The organism is Prosthecobacter fusiformis, assembly GCF_004364345.1.
In the GTDB taxonomy this organism is placed as follows: domain Bacteria; phylum Verrucomicrobiota; class Verrucomicrobiia; order Verrucomicrobiales; family Verrucomicrobiaceae; genus Prosthecobacter; species Prosthecobacter fusiformis.
On sequence record NZ_SOCA01000002.1, the window covers coordinates 748,273 to 772,444 of the forward strand.

The window sequence follows — 24,172 nt, forward strand, 5'->3', positions numbered from 1 at the left end:
AAGTAGAATGTTTAACACGGACCTGTCACCTCCAACGCTTGAAAATGGCTGCCACTTATGTTAAAAACAAATCAGCATTCCGGCTTAAACGCTCCTAAAAACTCGGCGAAAGAGATCGTGAAAAATCCTCCAAATCCATCCGAACCTGGCGCCGGGAAAGAGCAGTCTTTCCCAACTAAATCTTCATCCTTCTCAGAGCCAGCTCTGGTGCTCGTGGTGGATGATCAAGCTAGAAACCTGCAAATAGTCAAAAAAGTACTTACCTTTGATGGTTATCAGGTGACGACAGCGGAGAGTGGTAGTGAAGCGCTAAAAAGCATTGCTGTTCGTCGTCCAGATCTCATTCTTTTGGATGTGGTGATGCCGGAAATGGACGGATTTCAGGTCTGTGAGCAGATCAAAGAAAATCCCGCTACCCACGATATTCCTATCGTCTTCCTATCAGCGGATACGGAGCATCGTTCCATCATGACCGCCTTCTCCAAAGGCGGCATTGATTACGTGCCCAAGCCTTTTAATAAGGCGGAACTCCTGGCTCGCGTGCGGACCCATGTGGATCTTTACCGCAGCCAGAAGCGCCATACAAAGGAGATCGCTGAGCGTCAGCGCACTCTTCACATCATTGCTCATGAGTGGCATAAACCCTTGCAGCGCATCTTCCTGTTTTTGTCGAAGATCCAGGACCTTTCAGATTCCACCCTGCCAGAGACGCGCATTGCCTTAAGCAAAGAGGCCACGCGGGACACAGAGCGCATGCTTGCTTCCATTGAAGACTTTCTGCATCAGCAGTCGCCGGATGGCAGCGCTACCGCTGAGTCATCCTCAGGATGGCTGACGACAGATGATCTCAAATCCATGGCCGGTAAGTGGTATGTCACGGCCAAGCGCAAACTCGTAGAACTAGTGCTTTTCGCTCCCTCTGTCCCGATTTCCATTCCTGTGGCGATGCCCTTTGCCATTCACCAAATTGTGGATGCCGTCATCTCCAATGCGGTTAACTTTACTCCCCAGACGGGACGTATCGAAGTCCGTATTTTTGAGGAAAATCAGCGCATCGTTCTGCGCGTGGAGGATGAGGGTCCAGGTTTTTCTGACGACTATCTGCGCCGTAAATTTCAGCCCTACATGCGCCCTGGCACCGAGCCGCCATCGGCCGCCCTCGGAGTCGGTCTCGCCGCTGCCAAACGAATCGCTGACCGTATTCATGCCACACTAACTATTGGCAACCGTGTGCGGGCCGACGGCGGTGGATGTGTGACTGTGGAATTTCCTGCGGCCGATGAATTGGCCCAGCTCAAAGCAGCCCCCGCTGTAAAACCACGCAAAGCTTCAGCAAATGGGCGTAAAAAGGTCGCTGGCAGTTAGTTAGACCTTTATTCGTCTTCTTATTCGACTGGCACTTCCAGCCAGCTTAAATCCGGTCCTGAGGGGACAATTTTGGACGGATTGATATCTTCATGCGTCATGTAATAATGGCGCTTGATATGGTCCATATTGACCGTCTCGGAAATGCCGGGCTGGTGGTATAATCGCCGAAGATACCGCGAAAGCTGGGGATAGTCTTTGATCTGCCGGATGTTGCACTTGAAGTGCCCATGATAAACGGCATCGAAACGGATCAGAGTACAAAACATCCGCCAGTCTGATTCCACGGCCTCTTTCCCCATGAGGTAAGGCTCGTTCCGGTTGGCTAGACGTGATTCCAATTCATCGAGTGCTATAAAAAGCTCCCGCACCGCCTGTTTATACACCGCTTGCGAGGTTGCAAACCCAGCTTTGTAAACGCCGTTGTTGACCTTCTCGTAAATGAAGGCACTCAAAGCTTTCTGCTCTTCTGCATGCTCAGTCGGGAACAGGTTGCAGCGGCGAGTATGGCAAGTCTCGAACCCGTGGACAAACATTCGGCAAATATCGTCCTCCGAGTTGTTGACGATCAGTTTTCTTTCGCGATCCCACAACACCGGCACTGTGATCCGGCCTTTGAATTGAGGATCAGTTGCGTGATAGGCCTCCGATAAGAATTCAAAGCCGTTGACCTCATCTCGCGAATGTCCATCGCCTTCATGAAAAGCCCAGCCCCGCTCATCTCTTACGGGATCTGCAACAGTCACGCTGACAGTCTCCTCGAGTCCCAAAAGATGCCGCACAATCAAGGTGCGATGAGCCCATGGACAGGCCAGCGATACATACAGATGGTAACGCCGCTTCTCAGGGGGAAATCCAGTCACACCATCAGGGGTGATCCATTGACGGAATGCATCTTCCTGGCGGGTGAATTCGCCATCATTACTTTGTTCGTTAGGGAACTGGGCCATCGCAATTCAATGTTAAGGTGTTCAGTCTGGAGGAGCTACAAGGATATCTTGTGAATGGCTGATCTTAGGGGTAGCAGAAGCCGGTGCTGGCAGCCAGGTGGCGTGGCATTTCCGGCAGTAAAACTTCTTTTTGAAAAGCCCCAGATCGCTTGCCCACTCGATCAAGAGAGGCGTGATGAGAAACTTGCGGGTAAACTGGGGGTATTCCACCGCAAGGGAGCTGCATTCAGGGCAGCTAAAGATATGATTGCAAATGGGGTCATTTTCATCCTGTAGATCTTGAATGATGGATACCGCCTGGGAGTAAGCGGCCTCATCCACCTGAAGAATGAAATGCCCGAGTGGTTTTGTGAGGAACAGAAAGCGCTGCATATCACTTTCGTCATGAACGCGGGTTTTGATGCCTCGCCCCGCGAGTTTCTCGGCCAGTTGTTCCGCTTCCCGCAGACGATCCATGGTTGCCAGATTGATGATGTTCATAATAGTGAAAAGTGATTTGAAAGGATTCGTGCGGCTCAACGTGGCCGCGCTTGCTGAAATTCGTCACGGCCAGCTTGGCGGCTCCAAACGATACGGTTTTCGCAAGCTGCAATGCTTTGGCCCATGCAAATCGTCATACCATGCAGGTCTGCATGATGAGGGATGATTATTAATGTGTTGAAAATCAACAATTTAACCATCGTGGCACACGAGGTATGGGCTGTGCATAAGAGGAAAGGGACATCGTGCTTCACTGCACATCTCCACAATTAACCATTGCGCTCACTTTCCTCATGAACATTGCCCCTACTTCCTCCTACGTTGATAAAGATGATGAAACTCTGATGGCATGCTTGGCCGCCAAAGAGCCAAATGCACTCTGGGTCCTCCATCAGCGTTATCATTCAATCCTGAAGTCCATCATCATCTCAGTGATTCACGATGAAACGGATGCCGATGATGTGCTGCAGGAAGTCTTCATTCAGATCTGGACGCATGCGGCTAATTTCTCCTCCTCGAAAGGTAAGGCTGCAGGCTGGCTTATTACCCTGGCTCGTCGCCGCGCCATTGACCGCCTTCGTCAGCGTCACGCCTACCACCTCGCTACTGAGCGTCTGGAAAAGGCATCCAAGCCTTCCAACGCTTATGAAATCGAAAGCGCTGAGCATGATATCGAGCGCCAGGATACCCAAAACTATCTCAACCAGCTTCTTCAGCAATTGCCAGTGCCGCAAAAGGAAGTGGTCATCCTCGCCCACCTGCACGGCATGAGCCAGCGCCAGATCGCAGTGCACATGAGCCTGCCTCTGGGCACAGTCAAAACACGCCTTGAACTGGGCATGCGCAAACTTTGCCACGTCGCTTGCGCCGCTCATCACAAGGTGATGTAATTGATTCCTAACTCTGACTGAACCGAATTCTGGAAAACTCCGGGATTCGGTTCAGTCGTTTTTATTGATAGCGACCAAATAATCAAAAGCGCGGCGGGCACGCACAAGAGTGTCATGGATGGATTCTCCATGATATCCTGCCAGCTCCAGAATGAGGGATCCTTTGAACTGATTCCTCTTCAGTTCGCCCAATAGCCAGGGCCAGTCGATCCTGCCTTCCCCCGGATTAAGATGGGCATCACTGTTTCCCAGGTTATCATTCGCATGCAGCATCTTGAGATGCCCGGAAAGCTTGTGCACCACCGACCCCAGCTCTCCTGCCAGATTAGCATGCCCCGTGTCCAGGCACGTACCCACATTGCATTCCCGTATCTGGCCTAACAAATAAAGCATATCGCTTGTGTGGCCGAACAAAAGATGCGGAAGCATGTTTTCCAGCAGCAGATTCACGCCCAGATCCGTGCATCGTCGGGCCACCAGGTTTAAGGATTCCGCCGCGTGGTTCATGTGCTGGAGGAATTCCTCCTCCGGTGGTCGGCCCTCCCTTTCTGGGCCAGGGTGCAGCACGATGTTGCGCGCTCCCATCACCGCCGCTGCCTCACAGGCCACGATGAGCTCATTCACCGCTCCACGCCTCGTCGGCTCATGCAGGGAGGTGATGTCAATGTGGTCAGCAAAAGGCGCGTGAAAGGAAAAGGGATGCAGTTCCAGTGCACGCATGCGTTCGCCCGCTTCACGCACCTGATCCTTTTGATGATAGTCCAGATGCTTTGGAAATGAGCAGATTTCGATCTGGCGAAATCCGCTGGCGTGGATGTCATCCAGCACTTCAAAAATACTGCGATGATAAAAGCATCCGGTGGAAAGTCCGATGGGCCATTGGTTCATAACATGGGATGGGTGAGGAGGGTTTGACGAAGGGGTGCCAGGCAACTCCCAGCATCACAGGGGGAAAGACAAAAACCTTTTTCGCGCGTGGAGACGCAGTTGAAATCCACCAGCTCATCCAGGCCGGTGGCGCGCAGTCCCGCAAACACCCGCGTATAAAAATCCGCCCGGATAGCCGCACTGTAGTCTCCCCAGTTCATCCCCCAGCCATAGCCAGAGTTTTCAAACTTGGAGCGGATATAGCCGGCGATATGTCGCGGATGCCAGCCTTTCGCTAAAAGGCTCCGGGTGATGAGTTGCATTCCGGCTGGTTTCAGCAGTCGATCATTCGGATCTTCCACCAGCGAGCGCATGCACGGCGGCAGCAGATACCCCGGAGTCTGGTGATAAGTCTCCGGCCAGCGTTCTTCCGGGTCATGATGATCGGAGTAAAAGTATTCGTGAAAGCGCTTCAGCGGAGAGCCCAGGTATTCATCCAGCAGCTTGCCCGTACCATGAGTTTCATCAGGGATGCGTACACAGGCACGCTTGGCCAGTTCTCTCACTTCCGCTTCCACCTGGCGCACTTGGAGCGCCAGCTTCACATCCATTTCATGCAGCGGCACCACTCTCACCAGGGGGATTTGGTCGCGCACATCATCTCCCAGTCCCTGCATCCACGGCTTTAAATAATAAGTGAATGGCTGGCGGATCATCCGAGAGTAAAGCGGATCTCCATACTCAGAAATGTCCACGGAGACGATTTCCCTCCGCCCCGTGCGCCCAGGCCCCACGTGCACCGCCGTGATCTCCACGGGGATGTCCATCAGCGATGCCGCATCCGCTTTGATCCTTTGCGCCATGTACTCCAGCAGCAGTGACTGAGCGCCAAAGGCACTTTGGGCTTTCGCATCGATCTGCTGGGCAAACTCCGGTGGCACCTGCTCCACACACTGGCTGCGAAATTCAGGGGCAGGGTCCAGCAACTCCAGTCGCCTGGCCACATCGGAATCGCGTCCGATCCGCCACACAAAATGGTGTCCTTGACCCGTCAGGATGTGCAGCGGACGGATGCCCCAGTGCAGCAGCAGGCACTCGATCACCTTCACCACCGGCTCTTGGATTTCAAAAGCACGCACTGGGTCCAGGTGCGCCTCAGCAGGTGAATCGAAGTTCACATACTCAATGTCCAGGTGGAACAGCAGGGAATGGGTATCCCCCAGCGATCTCGCGATATCCAGGTCCCGTTCCAAAAACCAATCCAGCTCCTGGGGTGGACGCAACTGGCTTCGGTGGAAAAGGCATCCATCAGAATGGGTGACATAAGCAGCCGTCACTTGATCCAGCGTTTCACCGCCTAAAAATTCGATCAAACGCTGCCGGATAGCATCATCCCGGTAAAAAGGTGTCATCCAGGTTAATCGTGTCAGGCACCTCCTCCGCGTGCTGCTCCCCGCAGCTTATTCCTCCCACCGGATGTTAAACGGATCCAGCCATACGGGGCAGGGGATGCGAACCCTCCTTGAACCCCACCCCCAATACCATGAACAACACTGCCCCCTGCGAAACCTGCGGAAACGTTTACGACAAAGCCTTCACGGTGACTCTCCACGGTCAGCCACATGTTTTTGACAGCTTTGAATGCGCCATCCATGCCTTGGCTCCTATCTGTGAGCATTGTGATTGCCGCATCATTGGCCACGGGGTGGAGTCGGAGGGTAAGATCTTCTGCTGTGCCCATTGTGCCACCCATGCTGGGGAGCGCGGGCTCAAGGATCGTCAGTGAAAAAAGAAGGAGTGAAGGCACAGCCCTCACTCCTTCAAATAGAATACTCGTATTTAAGGACTAGGTCGTCTCCAGCCCACGTGCCATCACCACTTTGCCGGTGCGCACGGTTTCCACGATCTCGAACTTGCTCAGCAGGCGCACCGCCGCATCCAGCTTGTCTGTGTTGCCACTGATCATGGCGATCAGGCTGTCCTCCTGGAGGTCCACCGTCTTACCGTTGTAATGCTCCACGATTTGCAGGATTTCCGTGCGCTGCTCTGGACCGGCGGCGACCTTGATCAGCACCAGTTCCTTGGCCACCGCATCGCGGTCGTTGTGCTCGATGCCGTGGATCACGTCGATGAGCTTGTTCACCTGCATGATGATCTGGTGCAGACCTTCAGGATGGCCGCTGATGCCGATGGTCATCCGGCTGAAGCGTGGATCACGCGTCTGGGATACCACTAGGGATTCGATGTTAAAGCCACGGCGGCTGAACACGGCGCAAATGCGGCCGAGCACGCCAGGCTGGTTGTTCACCAGCACGCTCAGCGTGTGGATGTTGACGATGTCTGCCTGGGGTGAAGGCTTCTTGTCAGTGGTGGCAGGGATGCGGTCGCTCATGGTATCGTTGATTTGAAAATAAGGTTTGGAAAAAGAAAGGTTAGGAAAGGGAGGCTCGGAATTTTTTCAGTCGCTGTCGGGCCATTTGGGTATAGGCGGCATTGCATTCGATGCCCATCCATTGCCGCCCTTGACCTTCCGCTGCGATGGCCGTCGTGCCGCTGCCCAGAAAGGGGTCCAGGACTAGGTCATTTTCATCGCTCGCACAGGCCACCAGCTTGGTGATGAGTGCCAGCGGCTTCTGGCTGGGATGTCCGCACTTTTCCTTGGTCAGTCCTTTCAGACTGGGCACTCGCAGAATGTTTGTGGCGAACTTTCCTTTCTCCAAATGTGACTTGCGGGCTTCCAGGTCTTTGTAACGAGGATCTCTCAGATAGGCCGTGATGGTCTGCGCATCATACGGCAGGCGCACCGCGTCTTTGTTAAACTTCACGTCCTCACTTTTGCGCAATACCAGGATCATCTCGTACTGCGGGGTAAAGCTGTCCCGGCGTTCATTGTAGCCCACCGCACGGTCCCAGATGATGAGATCGTGAAATGCATGCTGATGACAGAGCCGGGACATGAGGTGGATAAAAGTATGCTCGCGTTTACCTAGCTGGCCGAAGATGAAGCAGAGGCCGTCCTCTTTGAGCACACGCAGGCATTCCCCCACCCACACCTCGCACCAGGCGAGGTAAGCTTCGGGCGTCTTCCATTGCGTGTCCCAGGCTTCATCTTCGAGGACGTTATAATAAGGCGGATCAGCGATCACTGTCTGGAACGTGGCATCGGGGAGCTTTTTCAGCGCCTTGACCACATCACCCTTGATGACAGTGTTGACTTTCATAGGGAGGGAAAGGTGTGCGGATGAATTTCTTCATCCGACACCTGTTCACGAAGGGCTCAATTACGTGGAACCGGTTGGCTTCTCCATCTTATGCTTCGGTGCTTCGATGATCATGTCTTCCAGGGCAGCGCCAGCAGGAATCATCGGGAACACGTTTTCATACTTGATGCACTCAGCTTCAATGATGCACGGGCCTTCATTGTAATCCAGAGCCTGTTGGAGGATGCGCTCCACGTCAGCCGGACGGCGTATGTGGAAGCCCTTGATGCCATAGGCTTCACCCAGTTTCACGAAGTCAGGGTTACCCACCAGATCCACCCCGCTCTCACGGTTTTCGAAGAACAGTTCCTGCCACTGGCGCACCATGCCCAGGTAGCTGTTGTTCAGGATCAGGATCTTGATCGGCAGCTTGTGGATCGCGGCTGTCGCCAGTTCAAATAAGGTCATCTGGAAACCACCGTCGCCGGAGATGGACACCACCAGCTTGTCAGGGCAGGCCAGCTGCGCACCGATGGCCGCCGGGAAACCAAAGCCCATCGTGCCAGCACCGCCGGAGCTGATCCAGTGGTAGCTTTCGTCGTTCTTATAGAACTGCGCGGCCCACATCTGATGCTGGCCCACGTCCGTCGTCACGATTGCCTTGCCCTGGGTCAGGGTATAGAGTTCGTCGATCACCTGCTGCATGCGCAGGCCACCCTGCTTCTTATAGCTGAGAGGGAACTTTTTCTTGTAGCCGTCCACATGCTCCACCCACTCTTCAGTCGGCAGCTTTTGCACCAGCGGCAGCAGTTTGGACAGAGCAGCTTTCGCATCGCCTTTGATGGTCACGTCCACCTTGATCATCTTGTTAAACTCAGCCGCATCAATGTCGATGTGGATGAGCTTCGCATTGCGGCCGAACATGTGTGGTTTGCCAATGATGCGGTCATCAAAGCGGGAACCAACGTTCAGGATGAGGTCAGCTTCGCAAATCGCCTTGTTCGCATACGCAGTGCCGTGCATGCCCAGCATGCCCAGGGAGAGTGCATGCGTTTCAGGGAACACGCCTTTGCCCAGCAGGGTCGTCGTCACGGGAGCACCCAGCGTCTCTGCCAGTTGCTTCAGTTCTTTGTCCGCACGGGCGATCATCGCGCCTTGGCCAGCGAGGATCACTGGGCGCTTGGACTGGGAGATCAAGCGAGCTGCCTCCTCGATGCCCTTCATGTCAATCTTCAGCGACTCTTCAGGATGATACCCTGGAAGGTCGATAGGCTCGTCATAGTTCCCGGTAAAGGGAGCCTGGCTTTTGTCCTTCGGAATATCGATCAGCACCGGGCCTGGACGACCTGTGGTGGCGATATGATACGCCTCACGGGCAATGCGCGGGATGGCATTGGTATCCTTCACCAGATAGTTATGCTTCACCACCGGAGCGGTGATGTTAAAGATGTCTGCTTCCTGGAAGGCGTCCTTGCCCAGCATCCAGCTCACCGTCTGGCCGCACAGCACGATCATCGGCACGCTGTCCATCTGTGCCGTCATCAGACCTGTGATCGTATTGCCAGCACCAGGGCCCGAAGTCACCAGCACCACCGCAGGCTTGCCTGTGGCGCGTGCATAGCCGTCAGCCATGTGAACCGCACCCTGCTCATGGCGGACGAGGACAAACTTCATGTTCGTCTTCATAGTTTCCAACGCGTCGAAAATCGGGATCGCGGCGCCGCCGGAATATCCGAACACGTACTCGATGCCGAGGTCGGCCAGCGTTTTGATTAGCGCTTGTGCGCCATCCATTTGGGGTGTGCTCATAGGTTGTCTGGTGAAAATTGCGTTTTCGAGGGCTATTTTATCATTTGAATCATAAAATGCAATCCAAAGTTTGATGTTTTTCGACCAAGTTCGGTTAAATCCGACTTCCAGCGGGTCAAAAATAATGAAATTCAATCAAAGATCGTGCATCCGAATCGGTTGGAGGACTCGAAGTTGCCGATTTTTTGGAGAACAACGCCCGACTGATATGGATTAATCCCCAAATGTGGAATGGGCATTCGTACTTGCCGTCTTCTCCTGTTCCTGATAACCACACCCACTAGGAACTTACACAATGCTCTCCACAAAATCGCTTTCCGCTATGCCCGTCAGCAATCCTCAGATATTGGCCCATCCCTTCCTGGAAAAGATGTATTCAGATGAATACTTCCCACCCGCCTTGGTGGATAAGCTCAAAGACATTCTCATGAAATGGTGCGAGGAAATTGAAGCGGTAAAGCCCGCCGACCTTCCGGCCCTTTATGAGCTTTCCCATGAGGCCACTGAACAGATCAATCAACTCGCAGAAGAATTTGAAGAAAACGAAAGCGAAATTGAAACAGCCGCCCGCGAGGCCATCGCCGCAGATTTTAGGTTTATTGCCGCCGCCTACGGTTACGAGGCCGATATTGAAGAATTGATCGCACCCCGGGATTGGTAGTTCACTTCATTCATGAGCACCCAATGTCCCACCGCTGCCCGCAGTCTTACCCCCACGGCGGCAGCCTCACTGCCCTGCCATTTCTGCGGACACCCCGACACCCATCAATTGGACGATCTCCACATCTGTGATGAATGTTACATCGCCAAAGGCTCGTGTTGCGCTGGCGAAGACGAGGCGGAGGCAACTCTTTGAATTGAATCCTGCGACAGATGAATTTTGGTTTAAGGGTGGCCGGCTCCCTGCAACCGGGTTCAATCGCCACTGGCCTAGCCCATCCCCCCTGTATTCGTAGTGACCCGTAGCCCGCACAGTCCCCCGGTGCGGAAAGCCGGATCGCAACCGAAACCCATCCCGAGCTGGATGCCATCCCGCCCACGCCCCGGCCCACTTCCGTCCGGTTTACAAATGTCAGTAAACATCGTATAATAATGCGTGAAATTTTCTTCCCGTTTGCCGCATTTGAAATCTCCCCTTGCTGCCAGCCAGCCTCCCAAATGTCCCCAAATGGGGGATTGGGGACGCCGTGGGGATTCAATGGGGAAACAAATCCCCATGGATATCTTGTTTGAAACCAACGAGTTACGATAAAAAATCCCCAAATGGGGAAAATTTGAAATTCATCCCCAAATCCCCATCGCTGGCTGCGTATTGTTATTCCCCCTCATTAGACCGGAATTAACCGGCCTGCTCCTCATGGTCCGCTATATCCTTACAGTCCTTTCGTCCGCGCTGCTTTTTAGCCATTCCGCCATGGCTGCGGATGCACCACATCCAGGCAAGGTCATTTATGAAAAGCTATGCTTGGAATGCCATGGTGATAAAGGCCAGGGCGTGGATGGAAAATATGACGAGCCTCTGATTGGCGACCGTGCTTTAGAGGTCCTGGCTCGCAAGATTGAGCGCACCATGCCGGAGGAAGACGTCGGTGCCTGTGTGGGGGAAGATGCCAAAGCGGTGGCTTCTTATATCTACGACGCCTTTTACTCACCTGAGGCCCAGGCCCGCATACGTCCCCCGGAAAAAGACCTGACCCGGCTCACCATCGCCCAGTATCGCACCAGCGTGATGGATCTCATTGGTCGTTTTCGTCAAGGGCCAGGTTTCGATCGCCCCATCAAGGAAGACATGGGTGTAAAAGCCTTCTACAATGGTTTTGAACCCCTTCAGCCTGAGCCGGAACAGCCGGATGAAAAACTGCCTCAGGAAACAAAGCTGGAAGAACTGAAGGCCGCCAAGGCCGACGGAAAAAAAATCTCCGCCGCCAAGGATGAACTCCGCAAAGCCATCGAAAAACGCGAGCGTGAAAAGCGTGCCCTGGCCGAGAAACGCATGGAGGAGCGTAAACGTTACAAGTTTGAGCGTGTGGATGACCGCATCAATTTCAAGTTTGGTGCCGACAGTCCGGACAAAGAAAAGATGGCGACGGATCAGTTTAAGATCCGCTGGGAAGGTAGCATCGTTGCTGAAGAAACGGGCACTTATGAATTCATCATCAAGAGCGAAAATGGTGTCAGGCTGTGGATCAACGAAGATCAAAAAGCACTGATTGACGGCTGGGTGACCAGCGGCCCGGAAGTGAGGGAAGAAAAAAAGAGCATCTACCTCGTCGGTGGGCGCGCTTATCGACTCATTTTGGAGCACTTCAAATTCAAAGAGGCTTCTGCCTCCATCGAGCTCCGCTGGAAGCCGCCGCATGGCATTGAGGAAATCATCCCCAAGCATGTCCTGCGGCAGGACAAACCCAACCCGCTCATGATCGTGAGTACCAATTTCCCTGCCGATGACCGCAGCGTCGGCTACGAACGCGGATCCAGCATCAGCAAAGCCTGGGATCAGGCCACGACCGAGGCCGCCATCGCCACGGCCGAATATGTAGAGGAAAATTTGGACCGCCTAGCCGGCACAAAACCGGATGCTCCTGACCGCGCGGATAAACTGAAAAAGTTTGCTCTCACTTTTGTCGAAACGGCTTTTCGCAGGCCTCTCAATGAAGAGCAGAAAAAACTCTATGTGGACTCGCATTTCGAGACCGCCAAGTCACCTGAAGTCGCCGTCAAAAGGGTGTCTCTCTTCACCCTCAAATCTCCCCGGTTCCTTTATCCTGCACTGAGCGAAAACGATACCCCGGATGACTTCGACATCGCCTCCCGCCTCGCTCTCGCCCTGTGGGATTCCGTTCCTGACAAAAAGCTCACCCAGGCCGCCGCGGAGAAGAAACTGCACAAGCCTGATCAGATCAAAGCCCAAGCTTTGCGTATGATCACGGATGCCCGCACCAAAGCAAAGCTGCACGGCTTTTTCCATCATTGGCTGGAACTGGAACATGCCGAAAACACATCTAAAGATCCCAAAGCCTTCCCTGGTTTTAATGAAGAGGTTCTGGCAGATCTTCGCCACTCCTTGCTTCAGTTCATCGACCAAGTCGTCTGGACTGAAAAATCTGATTATCGCGAGCTCCTGCAGGCTGATTACCTTTTACTCAATGACCGGCTGGCCAAATTTTACGGTCAGAACGTCAAGGGGGGTGAGTTCCAGCGTGTATCCTTTGACCCCAAACAGAGGGCTGGGGTCGTTACCCATCCCTATCTGCTGGCCTCTCTCGCCTATAGCAAGCAGACCTCCCCCATCCATCGCGGTGTCTTCCTCACTCGCAATATTGTCGGCATCTCCCTGAAATCGCCACCGATGGCCGTGACCTTTGATGAGAGCCATTTTAATCCGAGCCTCACCATGCGGGAAAAGATCACTGAGCTGACGAGGAACAATTCCTGCATGTCCTGCCACTCCACCATCAACCCCCTCGGCTTCAGCCTGGAAAACTTTGATGCCATTGGTCGCTGGCGTACTCAGGATAACAAAAAGCCCGTCAACCCCATCAGCGAGCTCGCCACCGAAGAAGGCAAAAACATCCGCCTCACCGGCCCGCGCGACATCGTCAACTATGTCGCTGACAACCCCGCCGGTCACCGCGCCTTCATCCGCCATCTGTTCAACCACACCGTCAAGCAGCAGATCCCCGCCTATGGCCCCGAGGTCATGGACAAGCTTCAAAAGGACTTCGCCGCCAACGGCTGCAACATTCAAAAACTCCTCGTTCAGATTTCTGTCCTCGCCGCACTGGATGGCGTGCGCTAATCAATATTTTCTTGAGTGGTGCGACATCGATATTGAAGACAGTGATTCACAGCCAATATCTCCTCCTTCCAATCATCTTGGATCTCTCCGGACCCTCACCATATCACCGCTATTCAGCTTCATCGAATTCGCCACCTGCTGAAACATCGGTGCGTATTTCTCCAGGCGTTCTTTGGCCATGGGACTGTTTGCCGGGCCGGGGCAGTTGAAAAAGAGGATGATCATTTGGCCTTCGTAGAAGGTCTTAAACTCTATCACTGCCGCCCGCAGCGGGGCGGTGCCCATCGGCCCTTCGGCGGTGGCGATCTTGTACCGCAGGGTGTGTCGCCCATCAGTCTGATTAAAAGTTTCCCGATGCATTTCTTCGAAGTGCATCAGGTCCAGCCCCAGTGATTTAAAGTATCGCTTTTCCGACTCAATTGTGCAGGCATTGAAGGCCTCTTCTACAGTCTGGCCCTGGGGCAGCGGAATTACCTGCACATTGCCATGGAGGTGGCCGTGGCCGTACACATGTACGTGCTTTTGAAACATGGCCGGGTTACGCGCGGCTGTCGGCTTCCAACTCATGGGCCAGGATAGCGTCACCTTCACCCAGCCGTGCCGGGTCGTCACTGGTGTATGGTAACCTTCCAGCATCTCCATCTCAGGCTGGTTTCGATATTTGGGGCAGTAACTCAGCAGTTGGCCCCGGATCGCAGGTATCTTGATGTCTCCGCCTGCCCGATCCTCCACCCGTTGGAGAAAGAGCCTCAGCTCCGCCTCCCCTGTGATTTCCTGCACCGTCTTCACAGGGTCATCGAAGGATCGATCGATCTTCTCCAGCTCCGCCTTCATGGCCTCGCCGCCCTCGCGCAGCATCTCCTCCTCCAGTGCCCGTTTACCCTGGGCCAGGGGCGACTGCGTCCACAGGCCCTGCGTCTTTTCGATCTCCGTCTTCATCGCCGGAAATTTCTCCATCAGGAGCACCATCTGCCGCTCCATCGCATGGGCGTAGGCTCGCGCATGCATCAGCTCCGTCCGGCGATCCACCTCTTCCTCTTCGGCGGGCGGGGACTGGCCCTGGGCAGGGGAAAGCAGCCCGGCGAGGGCAAGGCAGCACAGCCACCGCAGCGGCGCTGAAAAGGCAGGGGAGAGGAAAGGCATCCACCTAAGAGACGGCCCAAGCTCGAAAAGTAAACGGGAAAACTCCGCCATTCACACAACGCCTCCAAATGGCCGCCTGCCTGTTCAATGCCATCCGGGCGGGTCGCTGCTTCGTTGATCTCTCGTCCTCACGTGGCATCTTCGCGCAAGAAAACCCTTCACTCCTCCGTAGCACCTTCATCCCCCTTTCATGAAAGTCCTGAACCGCCGCCAATTTCTTCGAGATCTCGGCATCTCTGCAACTGCGTTGCCCTTTCTCTCTGGTCTGCCCAGCATCACAGGCGCACCGGCTCCGCAGAAGCGGCAGCGGCTGATCATCATGTTCTCTCCCAATGGCACTGTCCCTGGGGAATTTTGGCCTGACCAGGAAGGCGAGGGTTTTGAAATGAAATCCATCTTGAAGCCGCTGGAGGCCTTCAAGGACAAAACACTCATTCTTCACGGCATCGCCAATAAGGTGCGTGGAGATGGGGATAACCACATGCGTGGTATGAGCTGCCTGCTCACTTGTGACGAATTGCTCAAGGGAAACATCATGGGCGGTGGTGGCAACCCTGCGGGCTGGGCCAGCAGTATCTCCATTGACCAGGAGATCAAAAACTTCCTTCAAAGCCGTCCTGAAACACGCACTCGTTTTGGCTCCCTGGAGTTTGGGGTTGCCGTGCCAGATCGTGCGGATCCCTGGACGCGCATGAGTTATGCAGGCGGCAACCAGCCCATCGCGCCTGTGGATGATCCACACCAAATGTTAGGCAAACTTTATGGCCGGATGAAGGACAAAGAAAGTCTGGTGAGCATCCTGGATGATGTTCGCGATGACCTTAAACGCGTTTCTTCCAAACTCAGCGCCCGCGACAAAGCCCTTCTGGACCAGCACATGACCCTTGTGCGCAGCCTGGAGCAGGATCTGGAGAATGCCGATAAGCAGGGCCAGCTAGCTCACCCTGTGCCGCAAGTCGATCCCAGCATTGAACTGGTCAATGATAACACGCCCGAGATCAGCCGTGTGCAAATTGACCTCCTGGTGAATAGTCTGGCAAATGACATGGCCCGTGTGGCCACTTTGCAGTACATGCGCTCCGTCGGCATGGCCCAGATGCGCTGGCTGGGCATTGATGAAGGTCACCACTCTCTTTCCCATGATCCCGATGACAACAAGGAGAGCTATGCCAAGCTGATGAAGATCAATACTTGGTTTGCAGGAGAGTTCGCCTATCTGGCCAAACGCCTCAGCGAAACCCCTGAATCCACCGGCGATGGTAGCATGCTGGACAATACCTTGCTCGTCTGGACCAATGAACTGGGCAAAGGGAATAGCCATACCCTCGATGACATTCCTTATGTCATGGTCGGTGGCGGTGGAGGCTTCAAAATGGGGCGAACTTTGAAGTTTGACAAAGTCGCCCACAATCGCCTTTGGATGACGGTAGCCCATTCCATGGGCCACTCTGGCCTCAAGACCTTCGGCAAAGCCGAGCTTTGCGAAGGTGGCTTGTTGAACTTGGCGTAACCGCGTTGCGCCTTACCCGCGCTTCCGCTCCAGCAAGTTCATCATGAGGAAGGACAGCATCAGCGCCGTCTGCTCGCCTTCATCGGCGGCATTGACTTGGACGAGTTCAAAGCGTCCTTCAAAGAGTGCGCTTTGTTTCGTCAGCCTCAGCACAGGTGTCGTGTCGGGACGGCTGGCCAGGTAGCGGGGGTGGAACATGAAGCCGCTGAACATACCCACGACTGGGATCTCACCGATAAATCCGTCCATCAGTTTAGCCCCGGGGTTTTCCTCGCGGATGAGAAAGGCGATCTCTTTGGAGCCAGGCGCAAAGACTTCATAATGCGCGCGCCAGAGGGACTTCATACCTCGCCTGCCGACAGCGCCGATCTCATTACCCCGCGCATCACGAAAGGTATATCGGGCTGACCAGTCCAGAATACGGTCTGCCTCGATCGTTGCCAGGAGCTGGGTGCGGGTGTCATTGGTATACACCTCCACTTTTTCCCGGAAACGAAACATCTTTTGCTTCACATAGCACACCTGGTTTCCTGCCGCATCTTCCACATAGATTTGAGGGGTGAGGGCGATGAGTTTGAATCGGAATGTCAGAGGATAGTTCATAGCGGAGTCTCATCATGAGCTGTAAGCACCGGAACTCACCCGAAAATTGGCATTTTTTTAAAACTCCGGGACTGCTACGGAACTGGATACTGGAACAGGCCCAAATGTTGCTTTAACTTAGGTGCATGTACTCAACATCCGTTCCCTGGAAAGTCCTTTCCTCCCAAGTTTCCGTCAGTGTTCTTTTGGAAGACTGGAATCTGGCCAATAATGAGCCAGAGGCGGACACGCTACGCAGTTATGTGGTCCAGGTTGTGTTTGATTCACCCTTTCTTTCGGTGCCGGTGGTGCATTTGGGACTTACTGGATTCGACATTGACCAACGAGACAGCGCCCGCCTGACGGTGAAGGCTGAAAGCATCACGGAATCCGGTTTCCAGGCGGTTATTTCCACCTGGTCCAACACTCGTGTCTATGCTGCTGAATTAAACTGGCTGGCCATTGGTTCTTAAAGCTGAATACTTTAGCCTGCATGGAGTACGCGCAGGCTGGATGTGGCAAAACTGTCTCGTACATCCTGCAGGCCGTCGGGTGCCAGGGACTTCAAAGCGGCGGGAACCTTTTTGCCTCCTAACAAAAAGTGACGAAGTGCAGCCAGGAAAAGTTCCGGCTGATCCTCTGCGGGGATGTCCAGCGTTTCTGGAAATGATGCATCAAGAATGGAGATGCCTTCTTCCGAGATATCCGCCAGTTCTTCAGCCCAGCGCATGACTGTTTCCGCAGCAGGGGCATCTGGATGTTTTTGTGTGACCAAGGCCAGGAGGTCTTTGCGGTTGGACACATTCATCAGCAGGGCCAGGAAGAACCGATGCTCAGGATCAGCAATATGGCTGCGCATGTTTTTGATGCGATCCCGATGCACACATTCGGCCAGGGTAGGGGAGATGCCGCTAGCGGCTTGGCCATGCTTCTTTTGAAATGCCGTGAGCACTGTCTCCCATTCGCCGAGATCTGACAGATGCCCCATGCTGTGTTGAAGGATATAAAAGCCGCGCTCGAAGTCTAGGCTGGTGATCATTTCCAAAACCAGTTCCGCATAAGACGGGTCTTCGGTCTGCTCCAGGACATCCAGCAACTGCTTACGACGCATGGTCAGCAGGTCGCTAAAGTGAGGATCCAGCGCAATGTGCGGGGGCAGGTAATTGAATTGGGGACCGGTGCCAGGGTCATTTTGTGTGCGCACTACCACCGTCACAGAAGGTGTCTCCAGATGGAATAGGGAATGGATGCAGCGCGAGCCTGAGATGATGGGGACGGTGCGTCCTGTCTCTAGCAATTCGATTTTCTTCATGCGCACATCGCCCAGATGCAGATGAGGTGTGATGGCCTGTTGTTTTTCAAACTCGTAATGCGCATGAATGCTGGAGCCAGACATGACGTGGAAGGCACCGGAGAACTCATGCTGATGAATATCCGTGGTGCCATCCATCCAGAAGAGAAGCTGGATATAAAAGCGCGGATGGTCGTAGGCGACGATCTCCGGCTGGCCAAAGCCGGACTGCGTCTGGAAGGGCTGTTCATCATCCAAAAGAAATTCCCGCATGAAAGCGGCCAAGTCCACGTGCTGGGCTGGAGGATTGGCATCCAGGGCCGTCTGCGCGATCTCAGGAAACTTTTCCAGCGAAAAGTTATTGTCCTTCCAGCGCTGCAAAACGGTGCGTCCCAAGTCCTTAAAGTATGCCTTCATCCCTCACTCTTCCGCCAGGGCAGTTGTCACGACAAGGGGCTTTGTCGTTCGTCCTTGCAGAGTGGCTTCTGTAACGCTCCTTTGCGGTCATGGTGGCGGCTTGTGCGCTCCATCGCCGCCCTATGACGAAACCCTTTCTCACTCTTGCCCAGGCACGTACACCCGAAGGTGCGGAGCTGACCCTGCATTCCCATGACACAGAGTTTTATCTGCGGGTAAACCGGCAGCCGTTGATGGGGACGAATGCCTCGGAATCAGAAAAGGTGCTGGCAGAGCTGGCTTGTGCGGGACTGGCCACCCAGGCGACACCGCGTGTTTTGATTGGCGGACTGGGCTTTGGTTTCAGTTTGCGGCGCGTACTTGAGTGTGTTGGGGCTGCGGCAATCGTACAGGTCGCGGAACTGTTGCCGGAAGTGGTCGCCTGGAACCGTGAATTCCTCAGCAGTGTGAACGGACTCCTGCTGGATGATCCTCGTGTTCTTTTGTCCATTCAGGATGTTTACCAAATCATTGCTCAGGCTCCAGCGGGACATTATGATGCCATCCTTCTGGACGTTGACAATGGACCCATAGCGATGGTGAAGGATGGCAATGGCCGACTATACCAATCTGCGGGGCTTGCCGCCATCTCCCGTGCACTGAAGCCGGGGGGAAGGGTGACTTTTTGGTCCGCCAGTCAGGATCAGGCCTTTTCACGGCGACTGGTTAAAGCGGGGTATAAGGTCGAGATTGTAGGCTGCAAGTCATACCCACAAGCCAAGAAAAAGACCCATACCATCTTTGTCGCGGACAGGAGATAATAGCTCTCGAAGTAGTGCCTAAGTATTAAAAAGTGGTTCTGCGTTCTGCACGGTGAACCTTTTTTCTCATGCACTCCGCATGGGTAACTGATACCAATCAGTTTCGTAAAGTGTTGCAGATCAATGCTTTCGAAAGCATTTTTTCCTTTGGTCAGCATTATGCACTCATAAGCAGAGTTGCGGTGTAACCGAAGGGAACCGGGCTGTGGTCATTTCAATCGAATGAATGATCACCCTTTCCCATCCAAGCCCTGGAACAAAACCTAACTCAACCATGAAACACTTTTCCTTATTAATATTAGCCGCTGTACTTGCAGTGGCTGCGCCGGTCTCATCCGCGCGCGCTGAGGTGGACGTCTCCATTGATTTCTTCTACGATGCGCTCAGTCCCCATGGAGACTGGATCTATGCTGACGACTATGGGTACGTTTTTCAGCCGATTGTGGCACAGACAGCAGATTGGGCACCTTATACCGATGGCTACTGGGCGTATACCGATGCCGGTTGGACCTGGATCTCTAATGAGGACTTTGGTTGGGCGACTTATCACTATGGCCGCTGGATCCAAATGCAGGGCGGCTGGGTATGGGTGCCGGGAACCGAGTGGGCGCCCGCCTGGGTATCCTGGCGGCAGACGGATGACCATGTAGGCTGGGCACCCCTGCCACCCGAGGCAAGCTGGTCAGTCAATATTGGATTTAACCAATGGTCAGATAGCTATTATGACATCGGACCATCCTGGTATAACTTTGTGCCTTTCAATCTCTTCGCCCGCCGCACATCGCTGCGGCCAGTGATTGTAAATCGCAGCCGTAACATCACTTACATCAACAGCTCGGTGAATGTGACGAACATCAGTTATAGGCAGAATGTGGTGAACAATATTTTTGTGGGCGGTCCTGATCCAGATCGCTTTGACCGGGGTGATAATCGCATTCGTCGGCTGAGCCTGCGCCGTGATGAAGACCGCTTTCGCCGTGACTGGATCGACAACCGTAGTGATCGCCCACGCAGTTTTGACAGCCTTTCCCGAATTGAGAGCAATCAACTCATTGTTGCCGCACCTTCTGTGAGAGGTGACCGTCCTGCCGGGCTGCCATCCCGTGTGCGTGAGCGTTTTGAACGTCCTGAAATCGACCGCGGCTGGCGTGATGCAGGAGACTCTCAGGCTGCTGAAGCTTTGCGTGAGCGCCAGCGTGCTGCCTTTGCCAAAGCTAAGCCTGCCGAGTTGCCAGAGAGAAAAGCTGTCATTTCCACAAGCAAGATACCGCCGCCAGCGATAGGCCGGTTGTTAAAGCCTGAGGAACGTCGTGGTGGAGGTCAGCGTCCTGATCCGCGTCAGGTAGATGAAGATGTGCGCAAAGGTCTCCCCCCTGGTGCTGCCGATAAATCTGGTAACAGGCCAGGAATGAGAGATGAGCCTCCTGGCCCGGGCGATACCCGCCGCCCAGGTATGGCTGACCGTGATGGTCGCCCAGGTGAGCGTCCAGAAGGTCGTCCAGGTATGCCAGACCGTGATAGCCGCCCAGGTGAGCGACCAGAGGGTCGTCCGGGGATGCCAGATCGCGATGGTCTCCCAGGTGAGCGACCAGAGGGTCGTCCGGGGATGCCAGACCGTGATGGCCGCCCAGGTGAGCGTCCAGAGGGTCGCCCAGGAATGCCAGATCGTGATGGCCGACCAGGTGAGCGTCCAGAGGGTCGCCCTGGAATGCCAGATCGTGATGGTCGTCCAGGTGAGCGCCCAGGTAGCCGTCCAGACATGATCCCTGGCAGCCGTGTTCCAGAAGGCAAACCGGACGAACGTCCAGGGATGTCTAAAGATGGTCCAGATCGCCGTCCCGGGGTGAAGCCTGAAGAGGCTCCACGTCCTCGCTTGGCCCCAGGTGTGGTTCCGAGTGATGAAGATCGCCGTCGTGGGGGAGTGCCGTCTGCGCCTTCCTCCACGCCATCCAGAACACAAAATGAACCGCCTTCAGCAGCGCCTGAACGGACGATGCCAACCCCGCCCAAGTCCCGTCCAGAGCTGCCTAAAGTGAATCCAAATTCACCGGGTAACCGTCCAGACCGTCCTTTCGAAGGTCGTCCAGGCAAACCATCCGAGGACCGTCCTTCTCCATCCACACGGCCATCTCAGGCGCGTCCAACACCAATGCCAGAACCCAAGGCGACACCGAATGCACGCCCAAGTCCGATGCCACGCCCGGAGCAGCCCAAGGCTAAGCCAGTTCCAATGCCGACTCCCAAGGCCAGGCCACCCCAATCCTCAAAAGGCGATGACAAGCGCCTCGAATCACCTTCCATCCGCATGACCAAGCCTCAGTCTGCACCTCAGCGTCCCGCTCCGCAGGTGAAAAAAGAGTCTCCTGCGGCCAAGCCACAAGTAAAATCAGCACCTCCAACTCCGAAGCCCCAAGTAAAAAAGACGTCCCCAAAACCTGAGGCAAAATCTGCCGCACCCAAGCCTCAGGTTAAATCGGCTCCACCCAAGGCTAAGCCCCAGGGCAGGCCGACTGCAGATAGGTCGCCAAGTGGGAAAAAGCAGGAGGAGCGGAGGAAAAAGGATTAACAAGAAGTATGGATGCTCGGCTGTAGTCAGCTTGTATAATTTCGAAGAACTATTTCCTGTCCTATCATTATCGAACGGCCCAGAGATGAATCATCTTTGGGCCGTTTTGTATGAGATTCGTTTCGTGGATAAACGGCATGATGAAATAACGAGTCAGATGATAGTGGGGTTTTGGTGAGCTAAAACTTTGGAGTACTTTGGGCTGGGTCCTTCTAAGGGGAGCGAGAATGATTGGAACGCCACTCTCCATGCGGAACTCATCGATCCGGCGCTCAGGGAACGGGTTTATCCTCAGCCGCAGAGTTCAAAGCGCCTGAGTGGTGCATGAACAGGCTATTGCCGTCCAATATCCAGTAGCGGTACTCAACAGGGATATAGCCCGCAAATTGTCCGTAACTGGCCGTCCACCCTTCAGGTGCAAATCGTTCGTATTCTAATGCCTCAGGAAAATTGGAGATAAGCACCCTTGAGTCGAAGTCGACGAAAAGGGCGGGAACTAGATGGCACACTTCATCTTAGTCGGATTGATCTGAAGCCTTTAACCTCGCACGAAGTTCGCCCGTGGTAATCAGATCAGGCTGCATGCAGGAGAGGAATTGATCTAGGGACTCCTCATTGACTATTCCGATGCCGAACCGGTCGGCGAATCCATGAGGAGTAGCGAACCCTGCATTTTCAAAAAAGGCCTTCCATTTTACTTGGTCGAGCACCCACCGTTCCTTTTCACTCGCATACCAGTTAAACGAGCTGGAGCGGAGAACTCCAACGATAATGTCACGTCCATATTCAATTTCGCGATACATAGTTTAGCCTCATCCAACTTTTCCACTGCCTAGCACTGCATACTCTTGCAGCCACTTCGACCACATCGAATGCACTATATGCCAGGCATGAATGCGTCGCGTTGCGGATCAGGGGTTTGAGTCGCTCTCATACGTTGGAATTAGCAGGAACTGAGTCGAGCCATCAATCACTGTTTGCCTGGCATCTTTTTCGGCGGCTATTAGCTCAGCCATGAGGGGTGGAAGGCGGCGAGTCGACGGGCACGGGTGTTTCGAGTTGAAAAAGCCATCCGCCGAGACTTTCACGCTCCTCTGATGGTTCAAGCCTGAACACTGTCGCGTCCCGTAGATCCCCAGTGAGAAGGTTACCAATCGGGCATTTGTAACGTGATGTTGGACTCCCGCTCAACGGTGCTGGCGATAGTGCTTTGCCTGTTCTAGATAGAGTCATAAACACATGGGGCGGAGGCGCATCTGGGAGTTCATCAAGCCACTCTTGATGAACAATCAACATTGGTTTTGATGCCGTCAAACCCAGTGGTTCAAGGGAAGTGGCGTCTTTGGTCCATTGGACAAGCAACGCCAGTCCTGTCGAGCAACCTGCTAGTGGCCCCAAGCCTTCCGGCGGCGATTCAACATGCCGATCCGCGTGATAAGCTGCTTCACCAGTCTCGTTCATCCACGCGGCCGTATCACGTAGCCTGTTCGCCGCGCAGACGGAACTTATGTAGTCAGAGAGTTTCATAGTTAGCATCCCCATCCTGCGCCACGAATTTCTGTTGCCTGGCATCTTTTTTACAGAAGACGGTGACCGGAGGCAGCAGGCGCACCCGCCTGGCCTTCGCACCTGGAGCTTTGGCAAAGAAGGCATCCGGCAAAAACGCAGCCAGCAGCGAGGAGAGATCCGGCAGCGCGAGCTGGCGCAGATCCTGTAAACCGGAAGCAAGGCGGGAGGCATCAGGTCTCTTGGCGCGCCCCTGGAGCAAGCGGGGGAAGTTAGGCAGGAAACAGGTTTTAAGAGCCATGCTTCTGCAACCCGGAAACCCGTGGTGAGTTGTACCTGCCACCCCCATATTTTACACCTTTTCAGACGGCTCAAAATCAACGACTATCTGCCTTAACTGAGTGCCATTCATGACTGGCATCTTTTTTTGGGACGGGACTTTCCGCGCAGCAGAGAACTTTCTTTCAGGTCTATTCACAGCGGAATGCCCTGCTCCATACGCGCGGATCTAATTTTTATTTCCTAAATGATCATTTATCAGACCTCTCCATGAATGAGTAATCGACTTTAGTGCGTCGTGCATTATATCTAAATCTACCATTGTCTTGGAATTTTTTTCATAAAAGGTTAGCGTATCGTTCATTTTAAGCACTAACGAATCTGTTTTGTTCTGCGGAATTATAACCTCTCGTGAAAATTCCGCATGACATTGTTGCGCAGCTACTCTTATCATTGTCCACAAAGGTCCGTCCATCAATTCAGAAATGTCATCAGGATCGAACTGCGTAAAACCAAAAAAGCGTTCTATATACTCTTCAAACAGTTCAATCAGCATATTCAACCGATTTGAGCTTGACTCTGTAGAATCGAGTTGGGCCATTAACCCATCCTTATATTCATTTTTAATAGGATCTTGGCTGTTCATTATTTTCGCAACGTTTTTATGAATTCTGCCAGTGCTTTTAAAGTCTCTTCCGGCGCAGGAAGCATATATTTG

The 24,172-nt window shown here is 54.0% G+C and carries 22 protein-coding genes; 9 read left to right on the forward strand and 13 right to left on the reverse strand.

What is annotated here, in order from left to right; translation table 11 throughout:
• Positions 1 to 117 precede the first annotated feature (117 nt).
• Positions 118 to 1,365, forward strand: a complete 1,248-nt coding sequence (locus tag EI77_RS08910; protein WP_166647137.1) for a hybrid sensor histidine kinase/response regulator — start codon at positions 118 to 120, stop codon at positions 1,363 to 1,365.
• A gap of 20 nt (positions 1,366 to 1,385) precedes the next feature.
• Here the strand turns inward: EI77_RS08910 and EI77_RS08915 are convergent, their stop codons facing one another.
• Both EI77_RS08915 and EI77_RS08920 read right to left on the reverse strand, forming a co-directional pair.
• Positions 1,386 to 2,315 (reverse strand): glutathione S-transferase family protein, encoded by a 930-nt coding sequence (locus EI77_RS08915; protein ID WP_133794812.1) that lies wholly within the window; start codon positions 2,313 to 2,315, stop codon positions 1,386 to 1,388.
• Between the two features lie 21 nt (positions 2,316 to 2,336).
• Positions 2,337 to 2,795: a hypothetical protein gene (locus EI77_RS08920; RefSeq protein WP_133794814.1), complete on the reverse strand. Its 459-nt coding sequence runs from the start codon at positions 2,793 to 2,795 to the stop codon at positions 2,337 to 2,339.
• 293 nt (positions 2,796 to 3,088) lie between these two features.
• Between EI77_RS08920 and EI77_RS08925 the strand changes: the two genes are divergently transcribed.
• Positions 3,089 to 3,685 carry an RNA polymerase sigma factor gene (locus EI77_RS08925; protein ID WP_133794816.1) on the forward strand — a complete coding sequence of 199 codons (597 nt, stop codon included), beginning with the start codon at positions 3,089 to 3,091 and terminating at the stop codon, positions 3,683 to 3,685.
• Between the two features lie 51 nt (positions 3,686 to 3,736).
• Here the strand turns inward: EI77_RS08925 and EI77_RS08930 are convergent, their stop codons facing one another.
• Positions 3,737 to 4,573, reverse strand: coding sequence for a sugar phosphate isomerase/epimerase family protein (locus EI77_RS08930; protein WP_133794818.1), 837 nt, complete (start codon positions 4,571 to 4,573; stop codon positions 3,737 to 3,739).
• On the reverse strand, positions 4,570 to 5,964 hold the full coding sequence (locus EI77_RS08935) for a hypothetical protein (protein ID WP_133794820.1): 1,395 nt from the start codon (positions 5,962 to 5,964) through the stop codon (positions 4,570 to 4,572). The genes EI77_RS08930 and EI77_RS08935 overlap by 4 nt, the downstream gene beginning before the upstream one ends.
• Positions 5,965 to 6,095: 131 nt before the next feature.
• On the opposite strand from EI77_RS08935, the gene EI77_RS08940 reads away from it, so the two are divergent.
• Positions 6,096 to 6,338, forward strand: a complete 243-nt coding sequence (locus EI77_RS08940) for a hypothetical protein (protein ID WP_133794822.1) — start codon at positions 6,096 to 6,098, stop codon at positions 6,336 to 6,338.
• A gap of 60 nt (positions 6,339 to 6,398) precedes the next feature.
• On the opposite strand, the gene ilvN is transcribed toward EI77_RS08940, so the two are convergent.
• Genes ilvN through ilvB form a run of 3 tightly spaced genes read right to left on the reverse strand, consistent with a single transcriptional unit; the run spans position 6,399 to position 9,561 of the window.
• Positions 6,399 to 6,944, reverse strand: coding sequence for an acetolactate synthase small subunit (gene ilvN / locus EI77_RS08945; protein WP_133794824.1), 546 nt, complete (start codon positions 6,942 to 6,944; stop codon positions 6,399 to 6,401).
• Positions 6,945 to 6,984: 40 nt separating this feature from the next.
• Complete coding sequence (locus tag EI77_RS08950; RefSeq protein ID WP_133794826.1) at positions 6,985 to 7,773, reverse strand: DNA-methyltransferase; 789 nt, start codon at positions 7,771 to 7,773, stop codon at positions 6,985 to 6,987.
• A 60-nt stretch (positions 7,774 to 7,833) separates the two neighbouring features.
• Positions 7,834 to 9,561, reverse strand: coding sequence for a biosynthetic-type acetolactate synthase large subunit (gene ilvB / locus EI77_RS08955; RefSeq protein ID WP_133794828.1), 1,728 nt, complete (start codon positions 9,559 to 9,561; stop codon positions 7,834 to 7,836).
• A gap of 295 nt (positions 9,562 to 9,856) precedes the next feature.
• Here ilvB and EI77_RS08960 point away from each other — a divergent pair, with 295 nt between their 5' ends.
• Both EI77_RS08960 and EI77_RS08965 read left to right on the forward strand, forming a co-directional pair.
• The gene (locus tag EI77_RS08960) at positions 9,857 to 10,222 is read left to right on the forward strand and encodes a DUF5713 family protein (protein WP_243838733.1); all 366 of its coding nucleotides are present in this window, start codon (positions 9,857 to 9,859) and stop codon (positions 10,220 to 10,222) included.
• 696 nt (positions 10,223 to 10,918) lie between these two features.
• Positions 10,919 to 13,360 carry a DUF1592 domain-containing protein gene (locus tag EI77_RS08965; protein ID WP_133794830.1) on the forward strand — a complete coding sequence of 814 codons (2,442 nt, stop codon included), beginning with the start codon at positions 10,919 to 10,921 and terminating at the stop codon, positions 13,358 to 13,360.
• Between the two features lie 72 nt (positions 13,361 to 13,432).
• Here EI77_RS08965 and EI77_RS08970 read toward each other — a convergent pair whose 3' ends face one another.
• Complete coding sequence (locus EI77_RS08970) at positions 13,433 to 14,503, reverse strand: hypothetical protein (protein ID WP_133794832.1); 1,071 nt, start codon at positions 14,501 to 14,503, stop codon at positions 13,433 to 13,435.
• A gap of 190 nt (positions 14,504 to 14,693) precedes the next feature.
• On the opposite strand from EI77_RS08970, the gene EI77_RS08975 reads away from it, so the two are divergent.
• The gene (locus EI77_RS08975) at positions 14,694 to 16,013 is read left to right on the forward strand and encodes a DUF1552 domain-containing protein (RefSeq protein ID WP_133794834.1); all 1,320 of its coding nucleotides are present in this window, start codon (positions 14,694 to 14,696) and stop codon (positions 16,011 to 16,013) included.
• Positions 16,014 to 16,025: 12 nt separating this feature from the next.
• Here EI77_RS08975 and EI77_RS08980 read toward each other — a convergent pair whose 3' ends face one another.
• A complete protein-coding gene (locus EI77_RS08980; protein WP_133794836.1) occupies positions 16,026 to 16,616 on the reverse strand; it encodes an LURP-one-related family protein in 591 nt (196 codons plus the stop codon).
• A gap of 125 nt (positions 16,617 to 16,741) precedes the next feature.
• On the opposite strand from EI77_RS08980, the gene EI77_RS08985 reads away from it, so the two are divergent.
• The gene (locus tag EI77_RS08985; RefSeq protein ID WP_133794838.1) at positions 16,742 to 17,068 is read left to right on the forward strand and encodes an H-type lectin domain-containing protein; all 327 of its coding nucleotides are present in this window, start codon (positions 16,742 to 16,744) and stop codon (positions 17,066 to 17,068) included.
• An 11-nt stretch (positions 17,069 to 17,079) separates the two neighbouring features.
• On the opposite strand, the gene EI77_RS08990 is transcribed toward EI77_RS08985, so the two are convergent.
• Positions 17,080 to 18,303: a hypothetical protein gene (locus EI77_RS08990; RefSeq protein WP_133794840.1), complete on the reverse strand. Its 1,224-nt coding sequence runs from the start codon at positions 18,301 to 18,303 to the stop codon at positions 17,080 to 17,082.
• 122 nt (positions 18,304 to 18,425) lie between these two features.
• On the opposite strand from EI77_RS08990, the gene EI77_RS08995 reads away from it, so the two are divergent.
• On the forward strand, positions 18,426 to 19,103 hold the full coding sequence (locus tag EI77_RS08995; protein ID WP_243838735.1) for a polyamine aminopropyltransferase: 678 nt from the start codon (positions 18,426 to 18,428) through the stop codon (positions 19,101 to 19,103).
• Positions 19,104 to 19,377: 274 nt separating this feature from the next.
• Positions 19,378 to 21,669: a DUF6600 domain-containing protein gene (locus EI77_RS23975; protein ID WP_133794843.1), complete on the forward strand. Its 2,292-nt coding sequence runs from the start codon at positions 19,378 to 19,380 to the stop codon at positions 21,667 to 21,669.
• A 515-nt stretch (positions 21,670 to 22,184) separates the two neighbouring features.
• On the opposite strand, the gene EI77_RS09005 is transcribed toward EI77_RS23975, so the two are convergent.
• The 3 genes from EI77_RS09005 to EI77_RS09015 form a co-directional block, all read right to left on the reverse strand.
• Complete coding sequence (locus EI77_RS09005) at positions 22,185 to 22,472, reverse strand: hypothetical protein (protein ID WP_133794845.1); 288 nt, start codon at positions 22,470 to 22,472, stop codon at positions 22,185 to 22,187.
• Positions 22,473 to 23,182: 710 nt separating this feature from the next.
• Complete coding sequence (locus EI77_RS09010) at positions 23,183 to 23,476, reverse strand: hypothetical protein (protein ID WP_133794847.1); 294 nt, start codon at positions 23,474 to 23,476, stop codon at positions 23,183 to 23,185.
• Positions 23,477 to 23,683: 207 nt separating this feature from the next.
• A complete protein-coding gene (locus tag EI77_RS09015) occupies positions 23,684 to 24,100 on the reverse strand; it encodes a hypothetical protein (protein ID WP_133794849.1) in 417 nt (138 codons plus the stop codon).
• Positions 24,101 to 24,172: the final 72 nt, after the last annotated feature.

Coding starts and splice junctions, on each gene's coding strand:
- EI77_RS08915 (WP_133794812.1), bottom strand. CDS start 2,315: ATGGCCCAGTTCCCTAACGAACAAAGTAATGATGGCGAATTCACCCGC.
- EI77_RS08920 (WP_133794814.1), bottom strand. CDS start 2,795: ATGAACATCATCAATCTGGCAACCATGGATCGTCTGCGGGAAGCGGAA.
- EI77_RS08925 (WP_133794816.1), top strand. CDS start 3,089: ATGAACATTGCCCCTACTTCCTCCTACGTTGATAAAGATGATGAAACT.
- EI77_RS08930 (WP_133794818.1), bottom strand. CDS start 4,573: ATGAACCAATGGCCCATCGGACTTTCCACCGGATGCTTTTATCATCGC.
- EI77_RS08935 (WP_133794820.1), bottom strand. CDS start 5,964: ATGACACCTTTTTACCGGGATGATGCTATCCGGCAGCGTTTGATCGAA.
- EI77_RS08940 (WP_133794822.1), top strand. CDS start 6,096: ATGAACAACACTGCCCCCTGCGAAACCTGCGGAAACGTTTACGACAAA.
- ilvN (WP_133794824.1), bottom strand. CDS start 6,944: ATGAGCGACCGCATCCCTGCCACCACTGACAAGAAGCCTTCACCCCAG.
- EI77_RS08950 (WP_133794826.1), bottom strand. CDS start 7,773: ATGAAAGTCAACACTGTCATCAAGGGTGATGTGGTCAAGGCGCTGAAA.
- ilvB (WP_133794828.1), bottom strand. CDS start 9,561: ATGAGCACACCCCAAATGGATGGCGCACAAGCGCTAATCAAAACGCTG.
- EI77_RS08960 (WP_243838733.1), top strand. CDS start 9,857: ATGCTCTCCACAAAATCGCTTTCCGCTATGCCCGTCAGCAATCCTCAG.
- EI77_RS08965 (WP_133794830.1), top strand. CDS start 10,919: ATGGTCCGCTATATCCTTACAGTCCTTTCGTCCGCGCTGCTTTTTAGC.
- EI77_RS08970 (WP_133794832.1), bottom strand. CDS start 14,503: ATGCCTTTCCTCTCCCCTGCCTTTTCAGCGCCGCTGCGGTGGCTGTGC.
- EI77_RS08975 (WP_133794834.1), top strand. CDS start 14,694: ATGAAAGTCCTGAACCGCCGCCAATTTCTTCGAGATCTCGGCATCTCT.
- EI77_RS08980 (WP_133794836.1), bottom strand. CDS start 16,616: ATGAACTATCCTCTGACATTCCGATTCAAACTCATCGCCCTCACCCCT.
- EI77_RS08985 (WP_133794838.1), top strand. CDS start 16,742: ATGTACTCAACATCCGTTCCCTGGAAAGTCCTTTCCTCCCAAGTTTCC.
- EI77_RS08990 (WP_133794840.1), bottom strand. CDS start 18,303: ATGAAGGCATACTTTAAGGACTTGGGACGCACCGTTTTGCAGCGCTGG.
- EI77_RS08995 (WP_243838735.1), top strand. CDS start 18,426: ATGACGAAACCCTTTCTCACTCTTGCCCAGGCACGTACACCCGAAGGT.
- EI77_RS23975 (WP_133794843.1), top strand. CDS start 19,378: ATGAAACACTTTTCCTTATTAATATTAGCCGCTGTACTTGCAGTGGCT.
- EI77_RS09005 (WP_133794845.1), bottom strand. CDS start 22,472: ATGTATCGCGAAATTGAATATGGACGTGACATTATCGTTGGAGTTCTC.
- EI77_RS09010 (WP_133794847.1), bottom strand. CDS start 23,476: ATGGCTCTTAAAACCTGTTTCCTGCCTAACTTCCCCCGCTTGCTCCAG.
- EI77_RS09015 (WP_133794849.1), bottom strand. CDS start 24,100: ATGAACAGCCAAGATCCTATTAAAAATGAATATAAGGATGGGTTAATG.